This window comes from Microbacterium sp. CFBP 8794, assembly GCF_014841235.1.
Lineage (GTDB): Bacteria > Actinomycetota > Actinomycetes > Actinomycetales > Microbacteriaceae > Microbacterium.
In genome coordinates, this window is the sequence record NZ_JACYTT010000001.1 from 117,507 (window position 1) to 142,326 (window position 24,820).

Annotated in this window: 22 protein-coding genes; 10 read left to right on the forward strand and 12 right to left on the reverse strand. The window is 71.5% G+C overall.

Features of this window, described 5'->3' with window-relative positions:
* Positions 1 to 78 precede the first annotated feature (78 nt).
* Both IFU19_RS00495 and IFU19_RS00500 read left to right on the forward strand, forming a co-directional pair.
* A complete protein-coding gene (locus IFU19_RS00495) occupies positions 79 to 1,902 on the forward strand; it encodes a hypothetical protein (RefSeq protein WP_192012643.1) in 1,824 nt (607 codons plus the stop codon).
* A gap of 62 nt (positions 1,903 to 1,964) precedes the next feature.
* Positions 1,965 to 2,966, forward strand: coding sequence for a WxL protein peptidoglycan domain-containing protein (locus IFU19_RS00500; protein WP_192012644.1), 1,002 nt, complete (start codon positions 1,965 to 1,967; stop codon positions 2,964 to 2,966).
* Here IFU19_RS00500 and IFU19_RS00505 read toward each other — a convergent pair.
* The 5 genes from IFU19_RS00505 to IFU19_RS00525 form a co-directional block, all read right to left on the reverse strand.
* On the reverse strand, positions 2,954 to 3,607 hold the full coding sequence (locus IFU19_RS00505) for a biliverdin-producing heme oxygenase (protein WP_192012645.1): 654 nt from the start codon (positions 3,605 to 3,607) through the stop codon (positions 2,954 to 2,956). The genes IFU19_RS00500 and IFU19_RS00505 overlap by 13 nt on opposite strands.
* Before the next feature lie 49 nt (positions 3,608 to 3,656).
* Entirely contained in the window at positions 3,657 to 3,965 is a 309-nt protein-coding gene (locus IFU19_RS00510) for a DUF2470 domain-containing protein (protein WP_055940832.1), read from the reverse strand.
* A 458-nt stretch (positions 3,966 to 4,423) separates the two neighbouring features.
* A complete protein-coding gene (locus IFU19_RS00515) occupies positions 4,424 to 5,383 on the reverse strand; it encodes a DNA-methyltransferase (RefSeq protein WP_342343357.1) in 960 nt (319 codons plus the stop codon).
* A complete protein-coding gene (locus IFU19_RS00520; RefSeq protein ID WP_192012646.1) occupies positions 5,380 to 6,429 on the reverse strand; it encodes a lipoate--protein ligase family protein in 1,050 nt (349 codons plus the stop codon). Before IFU19_RS00520 ends, IFU19_RS00515 begins: the two co-directional genes overlap by 4 nt.
* Positions 6,430 to 6,438: 9 nt before the next feature.
* Positions 6,439 to 7,389 (reverse strand): DMT family transporter, encoded by a 951-nt coding sequence (locus tag IFU19_RS00525; RefSeq protein ID WP_192012647.1) that lies wholly within the window; start codon positions 7,387 to 7,389, stop codon positions 6,439 to 6,441.
* Between the two features lie 71 nt (positions 7,390 to 7,460).
* On the opposite strand from IFU19_RS00525, the gene IFU19_RS00530 reads away from it, so the two are divergent.
* Entirely contained in the window at positions 7,461 to 8,369 is a 909-nt protein-coding gene (locus tag IFU19_RS00530) for a LysR family transcriptional regulator (RefSeq protein WP_191915507.1), read from the forward strand.
* A gap of 51 nt (positions 8,370 to 8,420) precedes the next feature.
* Here IFU19_RS00530 and IFU19_RS00535 read toward each other — a convergent pair whose 3' ends face one another.
* The 3 genes from IFU19_RS00535 to IFU19_RS00545 form a co-directional block, all read right to left on the reverse strand.
* Positions 8,421 to 9,602 carry an ROK family transcriptional regulator gene (locus IFU19_RS00535; protein WP_070409175.1) on the reverse strand — a complete coding sequence of 394 codons (1,182 nt, stop codon included), beginning with the start codon at positions 9,600 to 9,602 and terminating at the stop codon, positions 8,421 to 8,423.
* Between the two features lie 101 nt (positions 9,603 to 9,703).
* On the reverse strand, positions 9,704 to 10,753 hold the full coding sequence (locus IFU19_RS00540) for an ABC transporter permease (protein WP_055832880.1): 1,050 nt from the start codon (positions 10,751 to 10,753) through the stop codon (positions 9,704 to 9,706).
* Entirely contained in the window at positions 10,750 to 12,225 is a 1,476-nt protein-coding gene (locus IFU19_RS00545) for a sugar ABC transporter ATP-binding protein (protein ID WP_055832879.1), read from the reverse strand. The genes IFU19_RS00540 and IFU19_RS00545 overlap by 4 nt, the downstream gene beginning before the upstream one ends.
* Positions 12,226 to 12,527: 302 nt before the next feature.
* On the opposite strand from IFU19_RS00545, the gene IFU19_RS00550 reads away from it, so the two are divergent.
* The 3 genes from IFU19_RS00550 to IFU19_RS00560 all read left to right on the forward strand — a co-directional run bounded on the left by IFU19_RS00550 (position 12,528) and on the right by IFU19_RS00560 (position 15,892).
* On the forward strand, positions 12,528 to 13,577 hold the full coding sequence (locus tag IFU19_RS00550) for a substrate-binding domain-containing protein (RefSeq protein ID WP_055832878.1): 1,050 nt from the start codon (positions 12,528 to 12,530) through the stop codon (positions 13,575 to 13,577).
* A 77-nt stretch (positions 13,578 to 13,654) separates the two neighbouring features.
* Complete coding sequence (locus IFU19_RS00555) at positions 13,655 to 14,866, forward strand: Gfo/Idh/MocA family protein (RefSeq protein ID WP_249405296.1); 1,212 nt, start codon at positions 13,655 to 13,657, stop codon at positions 14,864 to 14,866.
* Between the two features lie 21 nt (positions 14,867 to 14,887).
* The gene (locus tag IFU19_RS00560) at positions 14,888 to 15,892 is read left to right on the forward strand and encodes a sugar phosphate isomerase/epimerase family protein (protein WP_192012648.1); all 1,005 of its coding nucleotides are present in this window, start codon (positions 14,888 to 14,890) and stop codon (positions 15,890 to 15,892) included.
* 182 nt (positions 15,893 to 16,074) lie between these two features.
* Here the strand turns inward: IFU19_RS00560 and IFU19_RS00565 are convergent, their stop codons facing one another.
* Complete coding sequence (locus tag IFU19_RS00565) at positions 16,075 to 16,923, reverse strand: alpha/beta fold hydrolase (RefSeq protein WP_192012649.1); 849 nt, start codon at positions 16,921 to 16,923, stop codon at positions 16,075 to 16,077.
* A gap of 144 nt (positions 16,924 to 17,067) precedes the next feature.
* Here IFU19_RS00565 and IFU19_RS00570 point away from each other — a divergent pair, with 144 nt between their 5' ends.
* The 3 genes from IFU19_RS00570 (at position 17,068) to IFU19_RS00580 (ending at position 20,697) form a co-directional block, all read left to right on the forward strand.
* Positions 17,068 to 17,553: a MarR family transcriptional regulator gene (locus IFU19_RS00570; protein WP_191925448.1), complete on the forward strand. Its 486-nt coding sequence runs from the start codon at positions 17,068 to 17,070 to the stop codon at positions 17,551 to 17,553.
* Positions 17,550 to 18,923 (forward strand): MFS transporter, encoded by a 1,374-nt coding sequence (locus tag IFU19_RS00575; RefSeq protein WP_070409171.1) that lies wholly within the window; start codon positions 17,550 to 17,552, stop codon positions 18,921 to 18,923. The genes IFU19_RS00570 and IFU19_RS00575 overlap by 4 nt, the downstream gene beginning before the upstream one ends.
* A gap of 142 nt (positions 18,924 to 19,065) precedes the next feature.
* A complete protein-coding gene (locus tag IFU19_RS00580; protein WP_192012650.1) occupies positions 19,066 to 20,697 on the forward strand; it encodes a DHA2 family efflux MFS transporter permease subunit in 1,632 nt (543 codons plus the stop codon).
* 112 nt (positions 20,698 to 20,809) lie between these two features.
* Here IFU19_RS00580 and IFU19_RS00585 read toward each other — a convergent pair whose 3' ends face one another.
* Together IFU19_RS00585 and IFU19_RS00590 are read right to left on the reverse strand one after the other, a co-directional pair.
* Positions 20,810 to 21,940, reverse strand: coding sequence for a Gfo/Idh/MocA family protein (locus IFU19_RS00585; RefSeq protein WP_055832872.1), 1,131 nt, complete (start codon positions 21,938 to 21,940; stop codon positions 20,810 to 20,812).
* On the reverse strand, positions 21,937 to 22,761 hold the full coding sequence (locus IFU19_RS00590; RefSeq protein WP_191915501.1) for a sugar phosphate isomerase/epimerase family protein: 825 nt from the start codon (positions 22,759 to 22,761) through the stop codon (positions 21,937 to 21,939). Before IFU19_RS00590 ends, IFU19_RS00585 begins: the two co-directional genes overlap by 4 nt.
* Before the next feature lie 105 nt (positions 22,762 to 22,866).
* On the opposite strand from IFU19_RS00590, the gene IFU19_RS00595 reads away from it, so the two are divergent.
* Positions 22,867 to 23,523 (forward strand): TetR/AcrR family transcriptional regulator, encoded by a 657-nt coding sequence (locus IFU19_RS00595; protein WP_055832870.1) that lies wholly within the window; start codon positions 22,867 to 22,869, stop codon positions 23,521 to 23,523.
* A gap of 27 nt (positions 23,524 to 23,550) precedes the next feature.
* Here IFU19_RS00595 and IFU19_RS00600 read toward each other — a convergent pair whose 3' ends face one another.
* Positions 23,551 to 24,807 carry an alpha-hydroxy acid oxidase gene (locus tag IFU19_RS00600; protein ID WP_055832869.1) on the reverse strand — a complete coding sequence of 419 codons (1,257 nt, stop codon included), beginning with the start codon at positions 24,805 to 24,807 and terminating at the stop codon, positions 23,551 to 23,553.
* Positions 24,808 to 24,820 lie beyond the last annotated feature (13 nt).

Consider the following 24,820-nt stretch of genomic DNA (forward strand, 5'->3'; position numbering starts at 1 on the left):
AGGCTAACCTGTCCTCTCGCACCCACCCTCGGGTGCATCGACGCACGCCGTCGGGCCGCACCGGGGACAGAGAAGGGAATGACCGTGGACTCCTCCACGCGCAGGCACCGGTTCGCACGCCTCTCGGCAGCGACCCTCGCCACCACCGCACTCGCCCTGGGGGGCGCTCTCGTCGCGGCCCCCGCGCACGCCGCCGAGACGAGCATCGACGACGCCGTGTTCCGCTGGGGCATCAACGCCGAGTCGAACGCCGCCGCCTTCGCCCCCGGCACGGTGAACCTGCTCTCGGCCGGGATCGTGACGGCCACCTCGGCGGCCGACCGCGTGACCTCGTCGAACTGGAAGCAGAGCGACGGCAACACGTCGATCCTGAAGCGTCAGTCCGACGGAAGCTACGCCGCCGCCACCTTCGCGGGACTGCGGACGGATGCCGCCGGCACGACCATCACGACCGGCAACGGCCTGAACTCCGGACACGTCGCCGAGATCACCGGCGGAACCGGCACGGTCGACGTCGACGCCAACACGGCGGTCATCCAGTGGACCGGCTCGTTCACGTCGGCCTACTACTCGGGCATGACCCGTTCGTGGATCACCGACCCGAAGCTCACCGTCGCCTCCGACGGCACCGGCACCGTCACCGCCACGCTCGGCGGCTACGGCACCTCGATGGACGACCCCGACAAGTTCGAGACCCTGACCCCGGCGACGAACGTGGTCGTGGCCACCCTCACCGGTGTCGACGTGACCCCCACCGGCTTCACCGTCACCCCCGACTACCTCGGCCGCACGATCACCGTGCCCGAGGGCTCGGTCGCCCAGGTCACCGGTGGGGCGAACGCCGGTGCGTTCCCGCAGTCGTTCGTCGACTTCCAGGGCAAGACCGGCCAGGGACCGTACTGGTACTCCTCGGGAGGCGCCGCCGACGCGCGCAAGCCCGCCAGCGCCCTGTCGGTCGCCTACACCGCAGCCCCGGTCGCCGCGACCCCCACGGTCACCGTGTCGAAGACCTCCGGCCTCGCGCAGGGCGAGACCGTCACCGTCAGCGGGAGCGGGTTCCTGCCCTCGGGCACCGCCACCAACGGCACGCGCCCGCCGCTCGCCGGGCAGTTCAGCGGCACGTACGTCGTCTTCGGCAAGTTCGCCGACACGTGGAAGCCCTCGGCCGGAGCCGCCTCGTCGGCGCGCTCGGTGATCGCCCAGAAGTGGGCCGTGCCCGCCGCGAGCATGGCGACCATCGGCGGCGTGAACGGCGGCGCCGTCGAGCTGAACGCCGACGGCACCTTCTCGGTCGACCTGGCCCTGACGACCACCGAGGCGCAGAACCTCGCCGCGGGCACGTTCGGCATCTACACCTACGCCGGCAGCGGCGCCGTGTACGCGCCCTTCGAGACCGCTACCCCCGTCACCTTCGCCTCGTCGTCCGACGTCATCGTCGAGGTTCCGGCGTGGGTCGAGAGCCCCACCGGTTCGTTCGGCTGGGCGTTCGAGGGCACCTCGCCCGCCAACCTCGGCACCGCCGTGCAGGACGGCGCGAACTTCGTGGCATTCGGATCGCTCACCAACCTCGTCGTGACCGACACGCGCGCCGGGGGCTCGTCGCCCTACACCTGGAGCATCTCGGGCCAGGTCGGCGACTTCGCGTCGTCGTCGGGCGGGTCGTTCTCGGGCGGACTGCTGGGGTGGAAGCCCAAGGTGGTCTCCGCGGGCAGCAGCGTCGCCGGTGGCGCCGAGGTGACCTCGACGCGACTGGGCGGCACGGGCCTGGGCACCTCGCGCGTGCTGGCCTCGTCGACCTCGGCCGTCAGCGCGACCGTGGGCGCCGACCTCTCGCTGGTCATCCCGGGCACCACCCCCGCGGGCGACTACACCAGCAAGCTCACCATCACCGCCCTGCAGTAAGACACTCCCCGGGGGTCCCGGCTTCGGCCGGGGCCCCCTTTCCCATCGACCCGGAAGACACCGTGACCGCCTCGCCCTCCCTTCGCGTCCTCGCCCTCGCCGGCATCCTCGTCCTCGGCCTGTCGACCCTGCCGCTGCCCGCCGCGGCGGCCGACGGTGGTGTGGCGTGGAGCGTGCAGACCGCCGACAACGCCAACGGCACCGGACGCGCCAACTTCTCGTACGACGTCGAGCCCGGCGCGGTCGTCACCGACACCATGGTCGTCGTCAACACCGGCACCGAGCCGCTGCCCCTGGCCGTCTACGCGGCCGACGCGTTCACCGCGCCGAGCGGCGAGATCGACGTGCTCGTCGACGGGGCGCCCTCGCTCGGCGCCGGCACGTGGGTCGCCGTGCCCCCGACGGCCCTGCAGCTCGCACCGGGCGAGTCCGCCGACGTCGCGTTCACGATCAGCGTGCCCGCCGACGCACGCCCCGGCGACCACGCCGCCGGGATCGTCACGTCGCTGACGAGCCAGGACGCATCGAGCACGTTGTCGGTGGACCGCCGCCTCGGCACCCGCATCAACCTGCGCGTCGCCGGGGAGCTCACCCCCGCCGCGGCGGTGACGGGCGTGACCGCGAGCTACGAGGGCTCGTGGAACCCCTTCGATTCGGGCCGCCTGATCGTGCGGTACTCGCTCGAGAACACCGGGAACACCCGACTGACGGGCCTCGAGACGGTCACCACCTCGGGCCTGGCCGGGGTGCTGTCGACGACGACCCCGCCGACGCAGGTGACCGAGATCATCCCCGCCTCCACGATCGACATAGAGCGCGAGATGCCGGCCTTTTCGCTCGGCTGGATCACCGGCACGCTGACGATCGCCCCCGCGGGCGTCGGGCTCGGGGCCGGAGCCGTGAGCGAGGTGGTCACCGACTTCGCGATCCCGGCCGTGCCGTGGAGCCTGTACGGCCTGATCGCCCTCGTCGCGGGTGCGGCCGTCGCGATCGCCCTGGTCGTGCGACGGTCGATGCGCCGCCGCGACGCGGGTCGCCCCGCCGCGGACGCTCAGGCAATCTGAGCGGCCTTGGCCCGCGCCAGGTCGACGAACAGCTCGGTGTTGAAGCGGTAGGCGACGAGCACCTCGGCGATGACGCGCTCCTTCTCGTCGTCGTCCCAGGGGGCGGCGTCGAGCTGCTCGCGGTAGACGCTCTTGAAGGCCTCCGGGTCGGCGATGTCGCCGAAGAGGTAGAACCCGATCCCGTTGGTGTCGAAGCCGAAGCGACGCTGCATGAGGCGACCGATGAACTGGCCCCCCGACAGGTCGCCGAGGTAGCGCGTGTAGTGGTGCGCGACGAAGCCGCCGGGCCAGGTGGCCGCCACGCGCCGGATGCGAGAGACGTACGCCTGCGTGGTGGGCAGCGGCGAGACGCTCTCGCGCCACGTCGGACCCAGCAAGAACGCGAGGTCGGCCTCGAGGGCGGGGAGGCGCGTGAGCTTGTCACTGAGGAACACGGATGCCACGGGGTCGCGGCGCATGCGATCGGTGGCCTCCTCGAGCGCCTCGTAGATGAACCAGTGCTGCACGACGAGGGCGACGTAGTCCTCCCGCGTGCCGGCACCGCTCATCAGGTCGTTCATGAACCCGGCGTGCTCACTCGTGGAGTGGGCGCTGCGCGAGCGCTCACGAAGAGCCGTGGAGAAGGAGATGAGGTCGCTCATGGGGCCATCATACGCAGGAAGTTAGGTTCACCTAACCTCCATTTTCCGATCAGTGGGGGCGTGGCGTCAGACCCAGTCGCGCGCAGGCCGCGTCGTACAGGGCCACCACCTCGCGGCGCACCTCCCGGCGCTCGGTGATCGACCCCGCCGGCCACGGAATCCGCACCGACGACGTCGCCCCCTCGACGGTGGTGACCGCCCAGTCGCCGCCGTCGCCGTCGAATCCGGTCATGACCGCGGTCGAGACCACCGGGTGCGGGCCGAACGCGCGGACGATCAACACGTTGTCGTCGAGGTGGTCGGCGTTCATGTGCGCGAGGACGGCGCGACGGGTGTCGGGGTCAAATTCGTGCGTCATTAGGCAAGCCTAACTTGGCACCCTCCCGCACGCAGAAGGTCGCGTCGTCCCCGCCCCCGGCGGGTCGACATTCCACGACTGCAGGTCTCGCTCCCAGACATCGGGGCGCAAAACGTGCGCCGGGGCGGTCACCGCACGCCCCAGTGCACGAAACACGCCCCGCTTCCCCCGCACACCCCACCACGAACGACAACCGAAGCGCGGCCGGACCGGGTGCGGTGGGGCCAGGATGCCGCTGCACCGAAGCGCGGTGCGGCCGGGGTGCCGCGACGCCGGGGCGCGGCGCGACCGGGGCGCGAAATGTGCACCGGGGCGGTCGCGGAACGACCCAACGCACAGAATGCGCCCCGCTGCAGCTTGAACACCGCTCTCCGCCCAGCGAGCTCCGCGGAGCAGCCGCTCAGGACGATCAGGGCGAGAACGCTCCCCACGGGCGGCGCCGCCGGCGCCCTCGCGCCTCAGCCGCGCACGGAGGCGTGGGGCAGACGCTTTCGCATCACGGCCACCGCGTCGGCATTGTCGTCGATGAGCACCGCGTCGCGCCCGAGGGGGGCGGCGACGGCGCCGAGGGTGCCGCTGCCGGCGAACATGTCGAGCACGCGGTCGCCGGGGCGGCTCGACGCCTGCACCATGCGGCGAAGGACCCCCTCGGGCTTCTGCGTCGGGTAACCGGTCTTCTCGCGTCCCGTCGTCGGCACGATCGTGTGCCACCAGACGTCGGTGGGCATCTTGCCGCGGGCGGCCTTCTCGGCCGTCACCAGCCCGGGGGCCATGTACGGCTCGCGATCGACGGCGTCGGAGTCGAAGAAGTACCGCTGCGGGTTCTTCACGTAGACCAGGATCGTCTCGTGCTTCGTGGGCCAGCGGCGCTTGGTCTTCGCGCCGTAGTCGTAGGCCCAGATCAACTCGTTGAGGAACTTGTCGCGCCCGAACAGCGCGTCGCACATGACCTTGGCGTAGTGCACTTCGCGGTAGTCGAGGTGCAGGTACAGCGTGCCGTCGTCGGCCAGCAGGCGCCAGGCCTCCACCAACCGGGGTTCGAGGAAGCCCCAGTAGTCGTCGAACCGGTCGTCGTAGGTGCGCAGGTCACCGCGCAACCGCGCGTACTCGCGCCCGTGGAAACCGCGCTGCACCACGGGGGGCGGCGGCGGCTCCTCTTCGGGGAACACGAGCATGTTCGGGTCGTCGACCGATGCCGCCGCCTCGGGCTTCTCGGCATCCGGGGTCTCGTCGACCGGGGCCTTGCGCGTGGCCGACTCGACCGCTTTGGACCGCGTGCGCCCGGTGTTGAAGGGCGGGTCGAGGTAGACCAGGGCGAAGGAGCCGTCGGGGTAGCCCGGGGTGACGGCCAGGTTGTCGGCGTGGTGGATCTCGACGCCGCCCGGCTCGGTAGCGTCGGTGGGGATCGGGGCGCTCACGGGACGCGCTGCAGCCACGCGTCGGTGGCGAATTTCGACTGCACGAGCGCCTCGGCCTCGGCGTACTCCTCGTCGGTGATGTGACCGGGGGTCGCGCCGTAGAGGGTCGTGAACGTCTGGATGAAACGCTCGATGACCTCGTCGCGCGGCAGACCCGTCTGGCTGCGCAGCGGGTCGACGCGCTTGGCGGCCGAGACCGTGCCCTTGTCGCTGAGCTTCTCGCGGCCGATGCGCAGCACCTCGGTGAGCACCTGGCCGTCCATGTCGTAGCTGAGGGTGGCGTGGTGCAGCACCCCGCCGTTGGCGAGGCGCTTCTGCGCGGCCCCGCCGATCTTGCCGTGGGGGCCGGCGATGTCGTTGAGCGGCTGGTACACCGCGTCGATCCCCAGCGAGCGCAGCGCCTGCAGCACCCAGTCGTCGAGGAACGCGTACGAGTCGGCGAAGGTCATGCCCGAAACGAGGGATGCCGGGACGTACAGCGAGTAGGTCACGATCGAGTTCGCGGCCATCATCATCGCGCCGCCGCCCGAGATGCGACGCACGACGTCGAAGCCGTGCTTCTCGGCTCCGGCGGGATCCACCTCGTTGCGCAGCGACTGGAACGAGCCGATGACGACGGCGCTCTCGTTCCACTCCCAGAGGCGCAGCGTCGGCTTTCGCAGCCCCGCGCCGACGCGGGTGGTGAGCACCTCGTCGAGGGCGAGGTTCATGCGCGGCGAGACGGGGGCGTCGTGCACGACCTCCCACTCGAAGTCGGCCCAGCCGGGGGCGGTGACGAGGGCGCGGCGGATGGCCGTGGCGACCGACTCGGGGGTGAAGCCGAGCAGCTGCGCCCCCTCGGGCAGCGCGGCGCGAATGGCCGCCGCGATCGTGGGGACGTCGGACTCCACCGGCAGACCGGTGACGGCCGCGTCGATGTCGTCGAGGGCGTCGTCGGGCTCGAGGAAGAAGTCGCCCGCGAGGTGAAAGCCGTGGATGCGGCCCTCGCGCTCCTCGAGGTCGACGACGACCAGCTTCCCGCCGGGGACCTTGTACTCGCCGTGCATGCTCTCAGCCTACGGCGACGGCGGCGCGACGAGCACGGGGCCGTCCATCGCCCGGGGCTCCCGCTCGGCGAGCGCGCGGCGGTGTCGGCGCTCGATGGCCTGACCCGCGTACGACGCGGCGATCACCAGCGCGGCGCCCGCGAGGCCGGGGAGCCCCACCGCCTCTCCCCCGATCGCCACCCCCACCGCCAGCGCCCACACCGGCTCGGTGCCCATGAGGATGCTCGCGCGCGTCGCCGAGGTGCGGCGCACGGCCCACAGCTGCACGACGAAGGCGAACACCGAGCACATCAGGCCGAGGAACAGCACGTGGGCCCATCCGGATGCCGTGAGCCGTCCGACCGCCGGCGGCAGGTCGGCGCCGGCCACCGCCGACGAGGTCGCGGCGCACACGACGAGTTGCACGAACACCACGGCGAGGGAGCTGTCGGAGCGTCCGCGGGTGAGGCGCGCGCTGGCGGTGACGTGCACCGCCCGCACGACGGCGGCCGCGATCACGAGGGCGTCGCCGATCGTCGGGGCGCGCAGACCTCCCCCCGATACGAGCAGCGCCACCCCCACCACCGCGGCCACCGCCGCGACGAAGTACGACCGCGGCAGCCACGATCTCGCCGCGAGGCTCTCGAGCACGGGGGTGAAGACGAGGGCCAGGCTGATGAGCACGCCCGCGTTGGTCGCCGAGGTGAGGTGCACGCCCGCGGTCTCGAGGCCGATGACCGCCGCCTGCGAGCAGCCGAGCAGGGCGGCGACGGCGAGGCCCCGACCCCGCGGCATCCGCTCGCGCCGCGCGAGGCAGATCGCCCCCAGCGCCACCGCGGCCACGACGAAGCGCAGCGCCACGGCGGGGGCGACGCCCACCTCGTCGGTGAGCGCTTTGGCCGAGAGGAAGCTGGCCCCCCACACCGCCGCCACGGCGAGCAGCAACACGTCGACGACGATCTCGGCGGGGCGGCGGGTCATGTCTCCAGCGTCGTCGCGCCCACTCGGAAGAACAACGGCCAGTGTCTTCACCGTCACCTAAGTTGTGACTTATGGATGCCGCTCACCTGCGCCTGCTGCGCGAACTCGGCGATCGGGGCAGCGTGGCCGCGGTCGCCGCCGCCCTGCACATCTCGGCCTCGGCGGTGTCGCAGCAGCTCGCGACCCTGCAGGCCCACGCCCCGGTGCCGCTGACGGTGCGCCGGGGGCGCGTGCTCACCCTCACCCCCGCGGGCGAGGCCCTCGCCGCCGCGGGCACCCGGGTCGATGAGGCGCTCACGGCCGCGCGCGAGGCGGTCGGAGCGTTCCTCGACGCCGCGGATCGCCCGGTGCGGGTCTCGGCCTTCCACAGTGCGGGGCTGGCCCTGTTCGGTCCGCTGCTGCGCGAGCTCGACGGCACCCCGCCCCTGCAGCTCGCCGACGCCGACGTCGCGCACCGCGACTTCCCGGGCCTCACCGCCGACCACGACCTCGTCATCGCGCACCGCCTCGCCCACGATGCGCCCTGGCCGCGCGACCGCGTCATCGCCACGGCGCTGCTCGCCGAGCCCCTCGACATCGCGCTGCCCGAGGCGCATCCCCTCGCCGCGCGCGATCGCCTGCGCGCGGTCGATCTGGTCGAGGAGACGTGGGTGTCGGTGCACCCGGGGTTCCCGCTCGCCGGGGTGCTCGATCACCTCGCGGCGCACGTCGGTCGGCCGCTGCGCATCGCCCATCGCATCAACGAGTTCTCGGTGACGGCCGAGGTGGTGCGCACGGGCGCGGCGATCGCGGTGCTCCCCCGCACGACAGCGCTCCCCCTCGCCGTCGACGGGCTCGTGCTGCGCCCCCTCGCCGACCTCGAGCTCGTGCGACACGTCGACGTCCTCGCCCGCCCGGATGCCCTCGCCCATGCCGCGGTACGGCACGTGCTGCGGGCGCTGCGGACGGTGGCGGAACGGGCGACGGCCGCCGCGGGCTGAGACGCCGCGCGATGAGTTCGGCGGCACCCGTCGTCCGCTGTCGGGCCCGCCTCAGGCGGGAAGGAACGCGGCGGTGAACGACTCGGGCGAGAGCGCGTGCTCGATGGCCAGCATGCTCGCCCCCCGCACACCGGCGTGCTCGGCGGCGACCGACTGCACGATCGAGAGGTACTCCGTCGCCAGCGGCGTCGAACGCGAATAGACCACTTCGCGCACCCCCGCGATGAGGTGCTCGCCCACGCGCGCCATCGACCCGCCGACGGCGATGACCGACGGGTTCATCAGGCTGACGCAGGTCGTGAGCACCTCGCCGATGTCGCGGCCGGCCTGGCGCACCGCCTGGATCGCGTCGATGTTGCCGCGCTTAACGAGGTCGACCACGTCGGAGCCCGTGTGCGCCTCGATGCCCTGCGCGCGCAGAGCGCGGGCGATGGCGGGACCGGATGCCAGGGCCTCGAGGCATCCGCGATTGCCGCACTGGCACGGGATGTCGGCGCCGCGCGCGACCTGCACGTGCCCGATGTCGCCGGCGATGCCCTGCGCGCCGCGCTGCAGGCGGCCGTCGGAGATGATGCCGGTGCCGATACCGGTGGCGATCTTGACGAACATGAGGTGGTCGACCCCCGGCCAGGCGAGCCCGCGCTCGCCGAGCGCCATGATGTTCACGTCGTTGTCGACGAGCACGGGAACCGGCATGTGCTCGAAGATCCACGCGGGGATGTCGAAGTGGTCCCATCCGGGCATGATCGGCGGGTTCACCGGCTGACCGGTCGAGTGCTCGACGGGCCCGGGAACGCCGATGCCCATCGCGGCCACGTCGTCGACGGTGCGCTCCACCGACGCGAGCAGTTCGCGCGCTCCGTCGACGAGCCACGTCAGCACGGGCTCGGGCCCGAGGGAGATGTCGAGCGACGCGCTCGTCTCGGCGAGCACGGTGCCGGCGAGGTCGACGATCGCGACGGTCGCGTGCGAGGCGCCGAGGTCGGCGGCGACGACGACCTTGGCGGCCGGGTTGATCGCGAACTGCGACGGCGGGCGCCCGCCGGTCGACACCGCATCGGCCACGGGGGTGATCAGTCCCATGCGCATCAGCTCGTCGACGCGGACGGCGACGGTGGATCGCGCGAGACCCGTGGTCTTCGCCAACTCGGCCCGGGTGCGCGGGATCCCATCACGCAGCAACTGGAAGAGCTGACCGGCACCGTTGGCCGTCTGCACCGCATCTGTGCTCATCCGCTTCACGCCCTCAGTACACCATCACTTGCTATCGACACGATCCGCGAGCCGACGGCGACTGCACGGAAAGCGCAGTCACCGTCGACAGGAGTCGCGCCTCAGCCCCGGCCCGGCGGGCGGGAGAAGCGCTGCTGCAGAAGGACCGCGACGACGATGATGACACCTTTCGCGACGGCCTGGACCGACGACGACAGGTTGTTCTGGATGAAGACGTTGGTCAGCGTCGCGAAGATCAGCACCCCGAACACCGTGCCGGTGATCGTTCCACGACCGCCCACGAGCAGGGTGCCGCCGACCACGACCGCGGCGATGACGTCGAGTTCGAGCAGCTGCCCGTTGGTCGAGCTGCCCGCGGTCGTCCGGCCCAGGAACATGACGCCCGCGATGCCCGACGCGAGCCCGACGAGCACGTAGAGCCACATGACGTGACGCCGCACGTCGATGCCGGCCAGTCGCGCGGCCTCGCGGTTGCCGCCGATGGCGACGGTGCGACGCCCGAACGTCGTGCGGTTGAGCAGCACCCACCCGAGCACGGCGACGATCGCGAAGATCCAGATGAGCATGTTCACCCCGAGGATGTCGGCGTTCATGAAGGTGATGAACCCGCGGTCCTGCACCACGAGGGTGCGCCGCTCGGCGAGGATCTCGGCCAACCCGCGGGCGCCGACGAGCATGGCCAGGGTGGCCATGAAGGCGACCACGTTCCCGTAGGCGATGACGATGCCGTTGATGAGGCCCGCCACCGCACCCACCGCGAGCGCGAAGAGCACGAAGACGATCCAGTGCATCGAGTCGGCGAGGTCCTGCACGACGGCGAGGGTGCCGACCACCGAGGCCAGCCCGGTGACCGAGCCGACCGAGAGGTCGATGCCCCCGGCGATGATCACGAGGGTCATCGCCACCGCGATCACCCCGGTGATCGAGGCCTGCCGCAGGATCACGAAGACGTTGTCGACGGTGAGGAACGTGCCCGGCGCGGTGATCGCTCCGACGACGAACATCACCAGCAGCGCGATGACGAGTCCGATGTTGCGCCCGGCGGAACCGGACAGGACGCGCCGCCAGGCCGGGGTCGAGGTGGCCGACGGGGAGAGTCCCGCTTCGGCGGGGACCGTGCGCGCACGGGTCGGGGTGGTCGGCTCGCTCACGCGGCGGATCCTTTCATGACGAGGTCGAGCACGCCGTGCTCGTCGATCTGGTGGGAGGGGAGGGTGTCGAGGATCCGACCGTCGGCGACGACGAGCACGGTGTCGGCGAGGCCGAGCACCTCCTCGATCTCGCTCGAGACGATGACGACCGCGTTGCCGGCGGCGGCGAGGTCGCGGATGAGCGTGTAGATCTCGGCGCGGGCACCGACGTCGACACCGCGGGTGGGCTCGTCGAGCAGCAGCACGGTCGTGCCGTGCACGAGCCACCGCGCGAGCAGGATCTTCTGCTGGTTGCCGCCCGACAGGGTGCGGGCGGGGCGATCGGGGTCGGCGGGACGCAGTTCGAAGGCGTCGATCTGCTCGCGCGCCACGCGGCGGGCGGAGCGGTCGTCGAGGAACCCGCCCTTCGCGAACCGCTTCATCGAAGCGAGCGCGATGTTGACGAAGATCGGCTCGTCGAGCACGAGCCCCTGGCTCTTGCGCTCCTCGGGGGACAGTCCCATGCCCGCACCGACCGCGGCGCGCACCGATCCGCGGGGCAGCACCGCATCGCGCACGGCCACGCGTCCGGCCGAGGACTTGCGCGCCCCGTAGACCGTCTCGAGGATCTCGGAGCGCCCCGAGCCCACGAGGCCGGCGAGACCCACGACCTCGCCCGCGCGCACCGAGAACGACACGTCGGAGAAGACCCCGGCCAGAGCGAGTCCCTGGACGTCCAGCACGACGGGGGCGTCGGGTTCGATGGGCGCCCGCTCGGGGAAGACGTTGGCGATGTCGCGCCCCGTCATCAGGCGGATGAGTTCGGCGGTGGGGGTGTCGGCGGCCGCGAGACCCACGGCCGTGGTGCGTCCGTCCTTCAGGACCGTGATGCGGTCGCCGATCTCGCGGATCTCCTCGAGCCGGTGCGTGATGTAGACCACGGCGATGCCCTCCGCGGTGAGCTCGCGCACGACCGCGAACAGGTTCTTCACCTCTTCGGTGTCGAGGACGGCCGAGGGCTCGTCCATGATGATGAGCCGGATGTCGTGCGACAGCGCCCGCGCCATGCTCACGATCTGCTTGTTCGCGGCGCTGAGGCTTCCCACCTCGGTGTGCGGCGACAGGTTCGCGTGCCCCAGGCGCCTCAGCAGTTCGGTGGTGCGCCGGGCGGCCTCGGAGCGATGGGTGAAACCGCCGCGCGAGAGCTCGTGCCCGAGGAAGACGTTCTCGGCGATGGTGAGCCCGTCGACGACGTCGAGTTCCTGGTACATCGTGGCGATGCCCAACTCGATGGCCGCGTCGGGGTCGGCGATCTCGACGGTCTCGCCTCGCCACACGAGTTCTCCCCCGTCGGGACGGTGCACGCCGGCGAGCGTCTTGATCAGCGTCGACTTGCCGGCGCCGTTCTGCCCCAGCACGCAGTGCACCTCGCCGGGGACGATGTCGAGATCGACGCCGCGCAGGGCCTGGACGCCCCCGAACGACTTGGTCACGCCCCGGGCGACGAGTAATGACTGTTCATGGTCAACTTTGATCACGCGGCGAACATAACACGGTCGCACGCCGGACGCGAGAGGCGTTCGATCCGCGCCGACGGCAGCACATCCGCCGGGCTGATGAACCGTATGGCCCCGGTATTGCGGTGCTCGGCCCGCGCATTTCGCTTTTGACGAGGCTCAAACAAAAGTTGACTATTCGAAGAACCATTCTGCTAGCGTGAGCCCCGTCAAAGTGGACTCCTCCTCGGATCGGGGCCGCATTGGCACCTGCCGCATCACATTCAAGGAGGAAAGACATGCGCTCACAGCTGACTTCGCGCTCCCGCCTCATCCTGACGGGAACCGCCTTCGTCGCGGCCATCGGGCTGCTGGCCGGCTGCACCGGTTCGAGCGGCGACAACCAGAACGTCGTCGACCAGGGCACCACCACCGAAGAGAACGCCGCCAGCGGTGACACCGTCACCATCGGCTTCTCGGGCCCCGCCGCCGACCACGGCTGGCTCGGCGCCATCAACTCCGGTGCGCTCGCCGCCGCCGAGAGCTTCCCCGACGTCGACCTGCAGGTCGCCGAGGGCACCAACGACGTGAACGCGCAGATCGCCGCGGTCGAGACCTTCATCAACAACAAGGTGGATGCCATCGTGCTGCTGCCGAGCGACGGAGCCGCCCTCACCGAGGTCGCCACCCGCGCGATGGAGGCCGGCATCCCGGTCGTCAACGTCGACCGGGAGTTCTCGAGCCCCTTCGCCGCCCGCTCGACCGTGCTCGGCGACAACTACGGAATGGGCGTCAGCGCCGGCACCTACATCTGCGAGCAGCTGAGCGGCCAGAGCGACGCCGTCGTCGCCGAGATCGCCGGCATCGACTCGCTGCCGCTCACGCAGGACCGCTCGGCCGGGTTCAAGGACGCCCTGGCGGACTGCGGTCTCGACGTCGGCCCGCGCGTCGCGGCCGACTTCACGGTGGCCGGTGGCGAGGCCTCGACCTCGCAGCTGCTGTCGGCCAACCCGAAGATCGACGCCATCTGGAACCACGACGACGACCAGGGCATCGGCGTCCTCGCCGCCATCACGGCGGCCGGTCGCGACGAGTTCTTCATGGTCGGCGGCGCGGGCAGCCGCAACGCCATGGAGGCCATCCAGGCCGGGGACACCCCGCTGCAGGCGACGGTGATCTACCCCTCGACCCAGGCGGCCGACGGCATCGCCCTGGCCCGCCTGATCGCGCAGGGCAAGACCGCCGGCGACCTGATCACGCCGAGCGTCCCCAACCGCATCGTGCTCGACGCGCCGGTGGTGACGAAGGACAACGTGGACTCGTACATCGACCTGTCGTTCGAGTCCTGATCGATCGAACCACCACGGGGGCGTCTGCGACCGACGCGGGCGCCCCCCTCCCCTTCCCCCATCGAAAGGCCGCGATCATGACCTCGCCCCTCCGCATCGCCATGATCGGCGCCGGATTCATGGGTGCCGCGCACTCCCAAGGGTGGCGCGTGGCACCCCGCTTCTTCGACCTCCCCCTCGCCCCCGAGATGAGCGTGCTCGTCGGTCGCGACGCCGCACGCACCCGGGATGCCGCCGACACCTGGGGCTGGAACGAGAGCTCCACCGACTGGCGCGAGATCGTCGAACGCCCCGACATCGACGTCGTCGACATCGTCACCCCGGGCGACTCCCACGCCGAGATCGCCCTCGCCGCCCTGGCTGCCGGAAAGCACGTCCTGTGCGAGAAGCCCCTCGCCAACACCGTCGACGAAGCCCGCCGCATGGCCGCGGCCGCCGACGACGCCGCCACCCGCGGCATCCGTTCGATGGTGGGGTTCACCTACCGACGCCTGCCGGCCACCACCTTCGCGCGCGACCTCGTCGCCGCGGGTCGCCTGGGCGAGATCCGCCAGGTGCGCGCCGAGTACCTGCAGGACTGGCTCAGCGACGCCGACGCGCCGCTCACCTGGCGCCTGCAGAAGGACCGGGCCGGCTCCGGCTCCCTGGGCGACATCGGCGCCCATGCCGTCGACCTCACCGAGTACATCACCGGTCAGCACCTCACCCGCGTGGCGGGAGTCCTCGAGACGATCGTCTCGGAGCGCCCGGTGCTCGCCGCGTCGTCGGGACTGTCGGGCACCGCGGGCGCGGACCGCGGACCCGTCACCGTCGATGACCTCGCCCTGTTCACCGGGCGTCTCGAGAACGGCGCCCTCGCCTCGTTCGAGGCGTCGCGCTTCCGCCTCGGCCGCAAGAACGCCCTGCGCGTCGAGATCTCGGGCAGCGACGGCGCGCTCTCGTTCGACCTCGAGAGCCCCAACGAGCTGCAGTTCTACGACGCCACCCTGCCGGCCTCCGAACAGGGCTTCCGCCGCATCCTCGTCACCGAACCCGAGCACCCCTATATGGGGGCGTGGTGGCCGACCGGTCACATGCTCGGGTACGAGCACGGGTTCACGCACCAGGCGAAGGACTTCGTCGAAGCCGTCGCCGACGGCCGCGATCCCCGCCCCTCCTTCGCCGACGGCCTGCACGTGCAGCGGGTGCTCGACGCCGTCGCGCAGAGCTCCGGCGCCGACGGCGTCTGGACCGGCGTGGACCGGGCGAGCGCCCCCGCCTCCGACAGCCGCGCGTTCGCGGCATCCTGAATCGACGAGAGGACTGACGCGATGACGCGACCGATCACGCTCTTCACCGGCCAGTGGGCCGATCTGCCCTTCGAGGAGGTGGCCCGCCTCGCCGGCGAGTGGGGGTACGACGGCCTCGAGATCGCCTGCTGGGGCGACCACCTCGACCCGTGGCGGTGGGACGACGACGCCTACGTGCAGGGCAAGCTCGACGTGCTCGAGCGCAACGGCCTGAAGGTCTGGACGATCTCGAACCACCTCAAGGGCCAGGTCGTGTGCGACGACCCCATCGACCAGCGCCACCGCGACATCGTGTCGGACCGCGTCTGGGGCGACGGCGACCCCGAGGGCGTGCGTCAGCGCGCCGCCGAGGAGCTGAAGAACACCGCGCGCCTGGCATCCAAGCTGGGACTGAAGACCGTCACCGGCTTCACCGGGTCGAGCATCTGGAAGTACGTCGCGATGTTCCCGCCGGCCACCGAGGAGATGGTCGAGGCCGGGTACCGGGACTTCGCCGACCGGTGGAACCCCATCCTCGACGTGTTCGACGAGGTGGGCGTGCGCTTCGCCCACGAGGTGCATCCGTCCGAGATCGCCTACGACTACTGGACGACGAAGCGGGCGCTCGAGGCCATCGGCCACCGCGAGGCGTTCGGGCTGAACTGGGACCCCTCGCACATGGTGTGGCAGGACATCGACCCGGTGGCGTTCCTGTGGGACTTCCAGGACAAGATCATCCACGTGCACTGCAAGGACACGAAGAAGCGTCTGACCAACGGCCGGAACGGCCGGCTGTCGTCGCACCTGCCGTGGGCCGATCCGCGGCGCGGGTGGGACTTCATCTCGACCGGTCACGGCGACGTGCCGTGGGAAGACGCGTTCCGCATGCTGAACGCGATCGGCTACGACGGACCGCTGTCGGTTGAGTGGGAGGACGCCGGCATGGACCGGCTCGTCGGCGCACCCGAAGCGCTCGGATTCGTACGACGGCTGTCGTCGTACGAACCGTCGGGTGAGGCATTCGACGCGGCGTTCAGCCAGCGCTGAGACCCGAGGGGGCATTCGGGAGCAGGGGGGCGTGGGGCCGGGCGCGGGGGGCGTCCGGCCCCACCGTCGTTTCCGGGCCCCTTCCCCGCTCGCGAGACCACGCACCGTCGTCGAGACACCACGACACCACGGGTGATCTCGCCGACGCCACGTGATCTCGGCATCCGATCACGCGCGCCCGGTCAGGTTCGAGCGGGGAGGCGCGCGTCGAGCCAGGCGAGCAGATCGGCGCGCACCTGCGCCTGATCGATCTCGGCGAAGATCTCGTGGCGCGCGCCCGGGTAGACCAGCGTCGTGATGTCGGTGAGTCCCGATCGATTGCGGTAGGCGTCGGCCAGCAGGTGCACGCTCCGCGGGCCGCCGACGGTGTCGTCTCGACCCACCAGGAGCAGCAGCGGAAGGTCGACGCCGAGATCGCGACGCGGGCGGCCGAACAGCTTCGCGGCCTCGATCGGCCCGAACAGCGCGAGCAGGGGCTTCGAGGTGGTCAGCGGGTCGGCGACGAAGTCGCGCCCCACCTGCTCGTCGCTCGAGAGCCACTCCATGCCCGACCCGCGCTGATGCTTCCACGGAGCGTTGAGGTCGCCGGCGTTCAGCGCCCCCGGCCACCGCAGGGCCGAGCCGCTCAGCACGACCGCGTCGTAGGCATCCGGATGCCGATCCACCAGCATCTGCGCGAGGAAGGACCCCCACGAATGCCCGAGCAGCACCAGGGGCAGGTCGGGGTTCTCTTCGCGGATGCGCTGGCTCAGCGTCCAGACCGCGTCGCGGGCGGCGCCGAGACCGCCGGGCCCCAGCCGGCCGAGCTTGCGGTGATCGCCGTCCCACTGGCGCAGTCCGGTGCGCCCGTGCCCGCGGTGGTCGTCGGCGTAGACGGTGTACCCGTCGGCGACGAGGGCCTCGATCAGGGCGCCGTACCGACCGGCGTGCTCTCCGACGCCGTGCAGCAGCTGCACGATCGCCCGCGGCGTCTCGGCGACGTGCACGTCGTAGACGATCGTGATCCCGTACGCGTCGACGAACTCCGGCATGGGGTGAGTCTAGGGGCGGGCTGAGGGTGACCGGCCGGCCGAGTCCGCCCGCCATCGGTGGGCCGGAACACGCTCCCGGCGGGCCGGGTGACACGACCGCCATACCGTTAGCAAGACTAATGAGCTAGACTAACGATCACGAATATGAATGACAGCGTCGACGAATCCCCCCTTCACGACCTGACTTCTGCCCGCGGCGCTGAGCCCTCGCACGATCTCAGCGCCGCGGCATCGCAACTGCGCATGGCGACGTTCCGGCTCGCCCGGCGCCTGCGGGCACAGCGGGCCGTCGACACCATGAGCGACGGGCAGTTCGCCGTGCTCGCCGCCCTCACCGTGCACGGCGCGCACACCCTCGGCCAACTCGCCGACCGCGAGCGCGTCACCGCCCCGTCGATGAATCGCACGGTGTCCCTGCTCGAAGAGGCCGGGTACGTGACCCGCACCCCCGATGAGGTCGACCGGCGCAAGGTCACGATCGACCTCACCGACGACGGACGCACCGTCGTCGACGAGACCGTACGCCGCCGAGACGCCTGGCTGGAGGAAGCCCTGGCGGGACTCTCGCCCGACGACCGTCACACGCTGGCCCAGGCCGCGGAGATCATGAGAAAGGTGGCCGAGAGATGAGCACGTCGATGTTCCGGTCCCTGTCGATCTTCAACTACCGCGTCTGGTTCTTCGGCGCCCTCGTCTCCAACGTCGGCGCGTGGATGCAGGCGACGGCGCAGAACTGGGTCGTGCTCACGCAGCTGACCGACAACGACGCCGCCGCGATGGGCGTCACCATGGCGCTCCAGTTCGCCCCGCCCCTGCTGCTGGTGGGCGTGACCGGCTGGGTGGCCGACCGGTTCGACCGCCGCAAGCTCATCATGTGCACGCAGGCGTCGCTGCTGCTGCTCGCCCTCGCGCTGGGGACACTGCTGCTCACGGGCCTGATGACCCTGCCGATGATGTACGGCTTCGCCCTGGCGCTCGGCGTCGTCACCGCCTTCGACAACCCCGCGCGCCAGGCGTTCGTGTCCGACCTCGTCGCGCAGGAGAACGCCTCGAACGCGGTGGCCCTCAACGCCGCGTCGTTCAACACCGCCCGCCTCATCGGCCCCGCGGTGGCCGGCGTGATGATCGTCGTCGTCGGCACGGGATGGGTGTTCCTCGTCAACGCGGTGACGTTCCTCGCGATGATCGCCGCGCTGCTGCTCATGCGCCCCCATGAGCTCGTGGTGCACCACCGTCGTGGCGGACCCGCGCGTCTGGCCGACGGCTTCCGCTACGTCGCGCGCCGCCCCGACCTGATCGTCACGTTCGTGATGGTCTTCCTGCTCGGTGCGTTCGGCATGAACTTCCCGATCTTCGCCTCGACCATGGCGCTGGAGTTCGGTCGCGGGGCCGACGGCTTCGGGTTGCTGAGCTCGTTCGTGGCCATCGGCTCCCTCGCCGGAGCCCTGCTGGCCGCCCGCCGCGAGCGCGCGCGGATGCGCGTGGTGATCCTGGGCGCCGGCGGCTTCGCCGTGGCATCCACCCTCTCGGTCTTCGCCCCCAGCTACGGCGCGTACGCCGCCACGCTCGTGTTCACCGGCTTCGCCGTCGTGACCACCCTGACCACGGCCAACGGCTACGTGCAGACGACCACCGATCCGGCGCTGCGCGGACGCGTGCTGGCGCTGTACATGGCGATCCTGCTCGGCGGCACGCCGGTGGGCGCCCCGATCGTCGGTGCGATCGCGAGCGAGTACGGCCCGCGCGTGGCCATCGCCCTGGCCGCCGCCGTCGCGCTGATCGCGTGCGGCATCGGCGTCGTCTGGACGCTCGCCTCGGGGCGCGTGCACCGGCACGAAACCAAGCGCTTCCGCCTCACGCTGGATGAGACGCAGCCCCTGCACACCATCACGCCCGAGCCCGAGGACTTCAGCGACGAGGTGGCCGGCACGACGCCGCTGCCGCTTCCGCCGGCGGATCGCACGCCGCGCCTGACGTCGCGCCCGCGCCACGGCGGCTGAGTCACGGCGGCTGGGTTACGACGGCCGAGTCATGCCGCGGGGTGACAACACCGGGGCCACGGCACCGGGCGGCACCCGGCGCGATGGGTCGTGCGCAAGAAACGGGCTAGATAGCTAGAAAAGCTAGCGATATACTCGTCGCATGGACACCGCCGGGAACCGCACCGGGCGCCGCTGGGCGGGGCTCGTCTTCATCAGCATCGCCGTCTCGCTGATCATCGTCGACTCGACGATCGTCAACGTCGCGGTGCCCTCGATCGTCGAGGACCTGGGGATCTCGTCGACCGAGGTGCAGTGGGTGCAAGAGGCCTACACCTTGGTGTTCGCCTCGCTCCTGCTCGTGTTCGGCAGCCTCGCCGACCGGTTCGGGCGACGCCGACTGATGCTCGTCGGCGTCGTCGTCTTCGCCGCGGCCTCGATCGCCGCCTCGTTCGCCCCCACGGGCGAGCTGCTCATCGCCGCGCGCCTCGTGCAGGGGATCGGCGGGGCGATGATCCTGCCCACCACCCTGTCGCTCATCAACGCCACCTTCCGCGGGCGGGAGCGCGGCATCGCCTTCGCCGTGTGGGGCTCGACCATCGGGGGAATGGCGGCCGTCGGCCCCCTGCTCGGCGGCTGGCTGACCACCGCGTTCTCGTGGCGGTGGGCGTTCGGCATCAACATCCCGCTCGGGGTGATCATCGTCATCGGCGTGCTGCTCACCGTCGCCGAATCGCGCAGCGATCGCGCCGAGCGCATCGACGGCGTCGGTGCCCTGCTGTCGGTGCTGACCATGGCTCCCCTGGTCTTCGGCCTGATCGAGGGGCGCACCTACGGCTGGTGGACGGTCGACGCCGTTCCGCAGGTCGGCGGGTGGACCTGGCCGTTCGCCCTGTCGCCCGTTCCCCTCGCCTTCGCCCTCGCGCTCGCCGCCCTCGCCGCCTTCATCGCCTGGGGCCTGCACCGGCAGCGGCAGGGACGATCCACGCTGCTCGCGTTCGCCCTCTTCCGCATCTCGTCGTTCCGCAACGGCAACATCGCCGCCGCCGTGGTCTCGCTGGGCGAGTTCGGCATCATCCTGGCGCTCCCGCTCTGGCTGCAGTTCGTCGTGGGCTTCGACGCCCTGCAGACCGGCCTGCTGCTGCTGTCGCTGGCCGTGGGCTCGTTCGTCGCGAGCGGTGTCGCCGGAGCGCTCAGCGGCCGGGTCGCCCCGGTCTGGGTCGTGCGCGCCGGCCTGCTGGCCGAGATCGTCGGCGTCGCCGGCGTCGCCCTGACGATCGGTCCGGATGCCACGTGGGGACCGCTCATCCCGCTGCTGTTCGTCTACGGACTCGGGGTCGGCCTGGCCACCGCCCAGCTCACCGGGGTCGTCCTCGCCGAGGTCCCGCCCGCAGCCAGCGGACAGGCGTCGGGCACGCAGTCGACCTCGCGGCAGTTGGGTGCCGCTCTGGGCGTCGCGATCCTCGGCACGGTGCTGTTCTCGACGACGGCCGGGGTTCTCGCCTCGTCACTCGATCAGCGGGGAGTCCCCGCCGATCAGCGCGATCAGGTCGTGTCGCAGGTGGTCGACAGCGCCGGCGCCGCGATCGCCGGTCTCGCCCAGTCGCCCCAGACCCAGGGCGCCGCCGCCGACGCGCGCGCCGCCTTCAGCGACGGCACCCGGGCGGCGGCGTTCACTGCCGCGGGCTTCCTCACCCTGGGCCTGGCGTCGACGCTCGCGCTCGGCGCCGGCGGCTCTCGCCGGCATCCGAAAGGCGCGCCGGTCCACGAAGCAGGGAAAACCGACACGGCCTGAGACCACCCGGGCGGACTCGTCGGCCCGGTGCCGGTCACGGCGGCCCGTTCGGATCCGGGTGGCCGTTCTGCCGCCGAGCGCCCCGGCCGCCCGGAGGCGGCCGGGGTGCGACTCAGAGGGTGCGGGCGAACGGGTCGAAGTCGCGCGGAACCGCCGGCACGGGCCCGCTCAGCGAGCTCCGCACCGGCACGAAGCCCGCTCCCGCCACCGATTCCTCGGCCGAGAGCAGCACGTCGAGGACGTGGTGTCCGAGCTCGCCGGTCGCCACGTGGGGGCGCTCTTCGGCGATGGCCCGCACCATGTCGAGCACCCCGAGCCCGCGCCCGACGACGACGCCCTCCTGCGGCACCGCGATCCGCGGCTGCTCCGGCCGGTCGTCGTCGAGCAGCACCCCGAGCGGTTCGATGCGGGCGATCTCGCCCTCGAAGTGGTTCGGGTCGGGCAGCACCAGCGTGCCCTCGGTGCCGTGGATCTCGAGCACGCCCGCGCGCTCGAGCGCCGAGTCGAAGCTGAACTGCCCCTGCGCCTGCTGACCGCCCTCGAACGCGGCGATGAGCTGCACGGTGGTGGCGACCTCGACGTCGAACACGTCGCCGGCGGCGGGCCCGGTGTGGATGCGGCGCTGCCGCCGCGGGCGCGTGCCGACCGCGGCCACCCGGTCGACCGGTCCCAGCAGGCTGACCAGCGCGCTGACGTAGTACGGCCCCATGTCGAGCAGCGGTCCCGCGCCGCGCGCGAAGAGGAACTGCGGCCCCGGATGCCAGAGGTCGGGCCCCTGCGTCTGGAACGACGCCTGAGCGAACAGGGGTTCTCCGATCGCCCCCTCGAGGATGGCGCGCTTGGCCGACTGGAACCCCGGGCCCAGGAGGGTGTCGGGGGCGGAGCCGATGCGCAGCCCCGCAGCCTCGGCATCGCGGAGCAGCTGCGCGGTGCTCTCGCGGTCGAGCCCCAGCGGCTTCTCGGTCCACACGTGCTTGCCCGCGGCGATCGCGGCGGACGAGACCTCGACGTGCACGGCCGGGACGGTGAGGTTCACGACGAGCTGCACGTCGGGGTGGGCGAGCACGTCGTCGGCCGTGCCCCACGCGGGCACGCCGTACTGCTCGGCGCGCGACCGCGCGCGTTCCGGGTCCAGGTCGGCGACGATGAGCACCTCGACGTCGGGGAACGCCGTGAGGTTGCTCAGGTAGGTGTCGCTGATGACGCCGGCTCCGATGATGCCGACCCCCACGGGCCCGCTCATACCGCGAGGCCGTTCTCGAGCAGGAACGCGTGGCTGGCGGCGATGTCGTCGAACACGTCGCCGGGCGACTGGTCGTACTCGATGACGGCCCACCGCACGGCATCCGTCGCCCGCATCGCCTCGACGAGCGGAACCTCGCCCTCGCCCGGGCGGCGCTGGTCGAGGTGACGGGTGACGGCACGGTCGACGTCGGGGGCGAAGGGGTTCTCGGCCGGGACGAAGCCGTCCTTGACGTGCACGGCGAGCAGACGCGAACCGAGACGCTGCACGAGGGCGGGCACGTCCTGGCCGCCGGTGAGCGCCCAGAACAGATCGAGCTCCACGGCGATGCGCTCGTCGGTGTGCGCCACGACGTACTCGAGCGCGCTCGCGCCGTCGATGTCGATGAGGAACTCCTGCGCGTGGTTGTGGTACCCCACGGTGAGTCCGTAGCCGGCCGCCAGATCGGCGACGGCGTTGAGACGATCGGCGATCTCGGCGACGCCGTCGACGGTCGCCCAGCGCGCGGGCTCGACGAAGGGGTCGATCACGGTGCTCAGCCCCAGGGTCGCCGCCGCCGCCAGCACGGCCTCGGGCTCGGGCGTGGGGATGGAACCGTGGGGAGTCCACAGCTCGGTCGACAGCAGGGGCGCGTGCCCGGTCGGGGCGGTGAGCCCGCTGGCATCCAGAGCCGCGCGGATCTCGGCGGGGCGGCTCACGAAGTCGAAGGCCTCGACGTGGCGCAGGCCGATCGCGGCGAGGCGATCGAGCGAGCGAGCCGGATCGGCACGGAATTCGTCGACCAGCGTGTAGAGCTGGACGGAAGAGGTGGGGAGCGACATCGGGCCTTCCTTGTTCGTCGTCGAACGGCGCGGGTGTCCGACGCCGGTGGGAACGCTACCATTAAACCATCCAGTGGTCACTTTTGAGCGGTCTACACTGACGGGATGCGGCGCGAAGACGAGACCCCCGACGTCGGCGACCCGGTCGACCCGGCGGGCGACGGCGCCGCCCACGCCGCCGACGATCGCCTCGGCCGCTCCGGCGCGTACTCGAAGGGTGTCGCACGGCGGCAGGAGATCCTCGACCGCGCCATCGGCGTCTTCGCCGAACGCGGCGCCGAGGGGGCGTCGCTGCGCAGCATCGCGCGCGCCCTGGGCGTCTCGCACGCGGCCCTGCTGCACTACTTCGACTCGCGCGAGCAACTGCTCGTCGCCGTGTACGACCACGCCAACCGGCAGACTCCCCCGGCACCCGACGCCACCGCGCTGTCATCGCTGACCGACGCCGCCGCCCACAACACCTCGGTGCCCGGCCTCGTCGAGCTGTACACCACGCTCGTCGCCGCCTCGCTGAAGGACGACAGCGCGACGGCCCGCGCCTACTTCACCGAGCGCTTCGCGCGCCTGCGCGGAGAGCTCGCCGCGCGCCTCCGCAGCGAACAGGCCGAGGGGCTCGTGCGCGCCGACCTCGACCCTGACCAGGTCGCCGCCCTGCTCATCGCCGCCTCCGACGGCCTGCAGGTGCAGTGGCTGCTCGAGCCGTCGATGCCCCTGGCCGACGTGCTCGGTGCGCTGGGCGGCCTGTTGGCGCCCGCTCGCTGACCCGGGCCCGCGGGTCGCACCCGCGGATCACACCCGCGCGTCGCTCCCCTGACCGGCGACGGGCACCAGGCGCGTGAGCTGCGTGACGTGGCGCGGCTCGAGCTCGTCGAGCGACGAGACGCCGAGCAGCGTCATCGTGCGCTCGATCTCGCTGCGCAGGATCTCGATCGTGCGATCGACGCCCTGGCGCCCCCCGGCCATGAGTCCGTACAGGTAGGCGCGCCCGATGAGCGTGAACTTCGCGCCCAGGGCGATGGATGCCACGATGTCGGCGCCGTTCATGATGCCGGTGTCGACCATGACCGTGGCGTCCTTGCCCACCTCGCGCACCACCTGCGGCAGCAGGCGGAAGGGGATGGGCGCGCGGTCGAGCTGGCGTCCACCGTGGTTCGACAGCACGATGCCGTCGACGCCCAGGTCGACCAGGCGGGCGGCGTCGGTGACGTTCTGCACGCCCTTGACCACGAGCTTGCCCGGCCACATGGCGCGGATGATGTCGAGGTCGTCGTAGCTGATGGTCGGGTCCATGGCCGCGTTCAGCAGCTCGCCGACGGTGCCGCCGGTGGTGCTGAGCGAGGCGAACTCGAGCTTGGGCGTGGTGAGGAAGTCGACCCACCACCACGGCCGCGGAATGGCGTTGACGATCGTGCCCACCGTCAGCTGCGGGGGGATCGAGAACCCGTTGCGCTTGTCGCGCAGGCGGGCGCCGGCGATCGGGGTGTCGACGGTGAACTGCAGCGTGTCGAAGCCCGCCGCAGCGGCCCGCTCGACGAGGCCGTACGAGATGGCGCGGTCCTTCATGACGTACAGCTGGAACCAGTTGCGCCCGACGGGGTTGGCCGCTTTGACACCCTCGATCGAGGTCGTGCCGAGCGTCGACAGGGTGAAGGGGATGCCGGCCGCCGCCGCCGCGGACGCACCGGCCGTCTCGCCCTCGGTCTGCATGAGACGCGTGAAGCCGGTGGGGGCGATGCCGAACGGCAGAGCCGACGGGCCGCCGAGGATCTGGCACGAGGTGTCGACGTGCGCGGCCGGGCGCAGGATGTCGGGGTGGAACTCCACGTCTTCGAAGGCGCGCCGCGCGCGGTCGAGCGAGAGCTCGCCCTCGGCCGCCCCGTCGGTGTAGTCGAAGGCCGCCTTGGGCGTGCGCCGCTTGGCGATCGAGCGCAGGTCGTCGATCGTCAGCGCCGCGTCGAGACGCCGTTTGCGCGCATCGAGCTCGGGCTTCTTGAACTGCATGAGCTCGAGGAGCTCGCCGACCTTCGGCAGCTGACGCTGAACCATGGGAATGCTCTCC

Bases quoted from the DNA above. Each gene is read 5' to 3' on its own strand.
- IFU19_RS00495 (WP_192012643.1), top strand. From the start codon at position 79: ATGACCGTGGACTCCTCCACGCGCAGGCACCGGTTCGCACGCCTCTCG.
- IFU19_RS00505 (WP_192012645.1), bottom strand. From the start codon at position 3,607: ATGAGCGACCTCATCTCCTTCTCCACGGCTCTTCGTGAGCGCTCGCGC.
- IFU19_RS00510 (WP_055940832.1), bottom strand. From the start codon at position 3,965: ATGACGCACGAATTTGACCCCGACACCCGTCGCGCCGTCCTCGCGCAC.
- IFU19_RS00520 (WP_192012646.1), bottom strand. From the start codon at position 6,429: ATGCACGGCGAGTACAAGGTCCCCGGCGGGAAGCTGGTCGTCGTCGAC.
- IFU19_RS00525 (WP_192012647.1), bottom strand. From the start codon at position 7,389: ATGACCCGCCGCCCCGCCGAGATCGTCGTCGACGTGTTGCTGCTCGCC.
- IFU19_RS00530 (WP_191915507.1), top strand. From the start codon at position 7,461: ATGGATGCCGCTCACCTGCGCCTGCTGCGCGAACTCGGCGATCGGGGC.
- IFU19_RS00535 (WP_070409175.1), bottom strand. From the start codon at position 9,602: ATGAGCACAGATGCGGTGCAGACGGCCAACGGTGCCGGTCAGCTCTTC.
- IFU19_RS00550 (WP_055832878.1), top strand. From the start codon at position 12,528: ATGCGCTCACAGCTGACTTCGCGCTCCCGCCTCATCCTGACGGGAACC.
- IFU19_RS00555 (WP_249405296.1), top strand. From the start codon at position 13,655: ATGACCTCGCCCCTCCGCATCGCCATGATCGGCGCCGGATTCATGGGT.
- IFU19_RS00560 (WP_192012648.1), top strand. From the start codon at position 14,888: ATGACGCGACCGATCACGCTCTTCACCGGCCAGTGGGCCGATCTGCCC.
- IFU19_RS00565 (WP_192012649.1), bottom strand. From the start codon at position 16,923: ATGCCGGAGTTCGTCGACGCGTACGGGATCACGATCGTCTACGACGTG.
- IFU19_RS00570 (WP_191925448.1), top strand. From the start codon at position 17,068: ATGAATGACAGCGTCGACGAATCCCCCCTTCACGACCTGACTTCTGCC.
- IFU19_RS00575 (WP_070409171.1), top strand. From the start codon at position 17,550: ATGAGCACGTCGATGTTCCGGTCCCTGTCGATCTTCAACTACCGCGTC.
- IFU19_RS00580 (WP_192012650.1), top strand. From the start codon at position 19,066: ATGGACACCGCCGGGAACCGCACCGGGCGCCGCTGGGCGGGGCTCGTC.
- IFU19_RS00585 (WP_055832872.1), bottom strand. From the start codon at position 21,940: ATGAGCGGGCCCGTGGGGGTCGGCATCATCGGAGCCGGCGTCATCAGC.
- IFU19_RS00590 (WP_191915501.1), bottom strand. From the start codon at position 22,761: ATGTCGCTCCCCACCTCTTCCGTCCAGCTCTACACGCTGGTCGACGAA.
- IFU19_RS00595 (WP_055832870.1), top strand. From the start codon at position 22,867: ATGCGGCGCGAAGACGAGACCCCCGACGTCGGCGACCCGGTCGACCCG.
- IFU19_RS00600 (WP_055832869.1), bottom strand. From the start codon at position 24,807: ATGGTTCAGCGTCAGCTGCCGAAGGTCGGCGAGCTCCTCGAGCTCATG.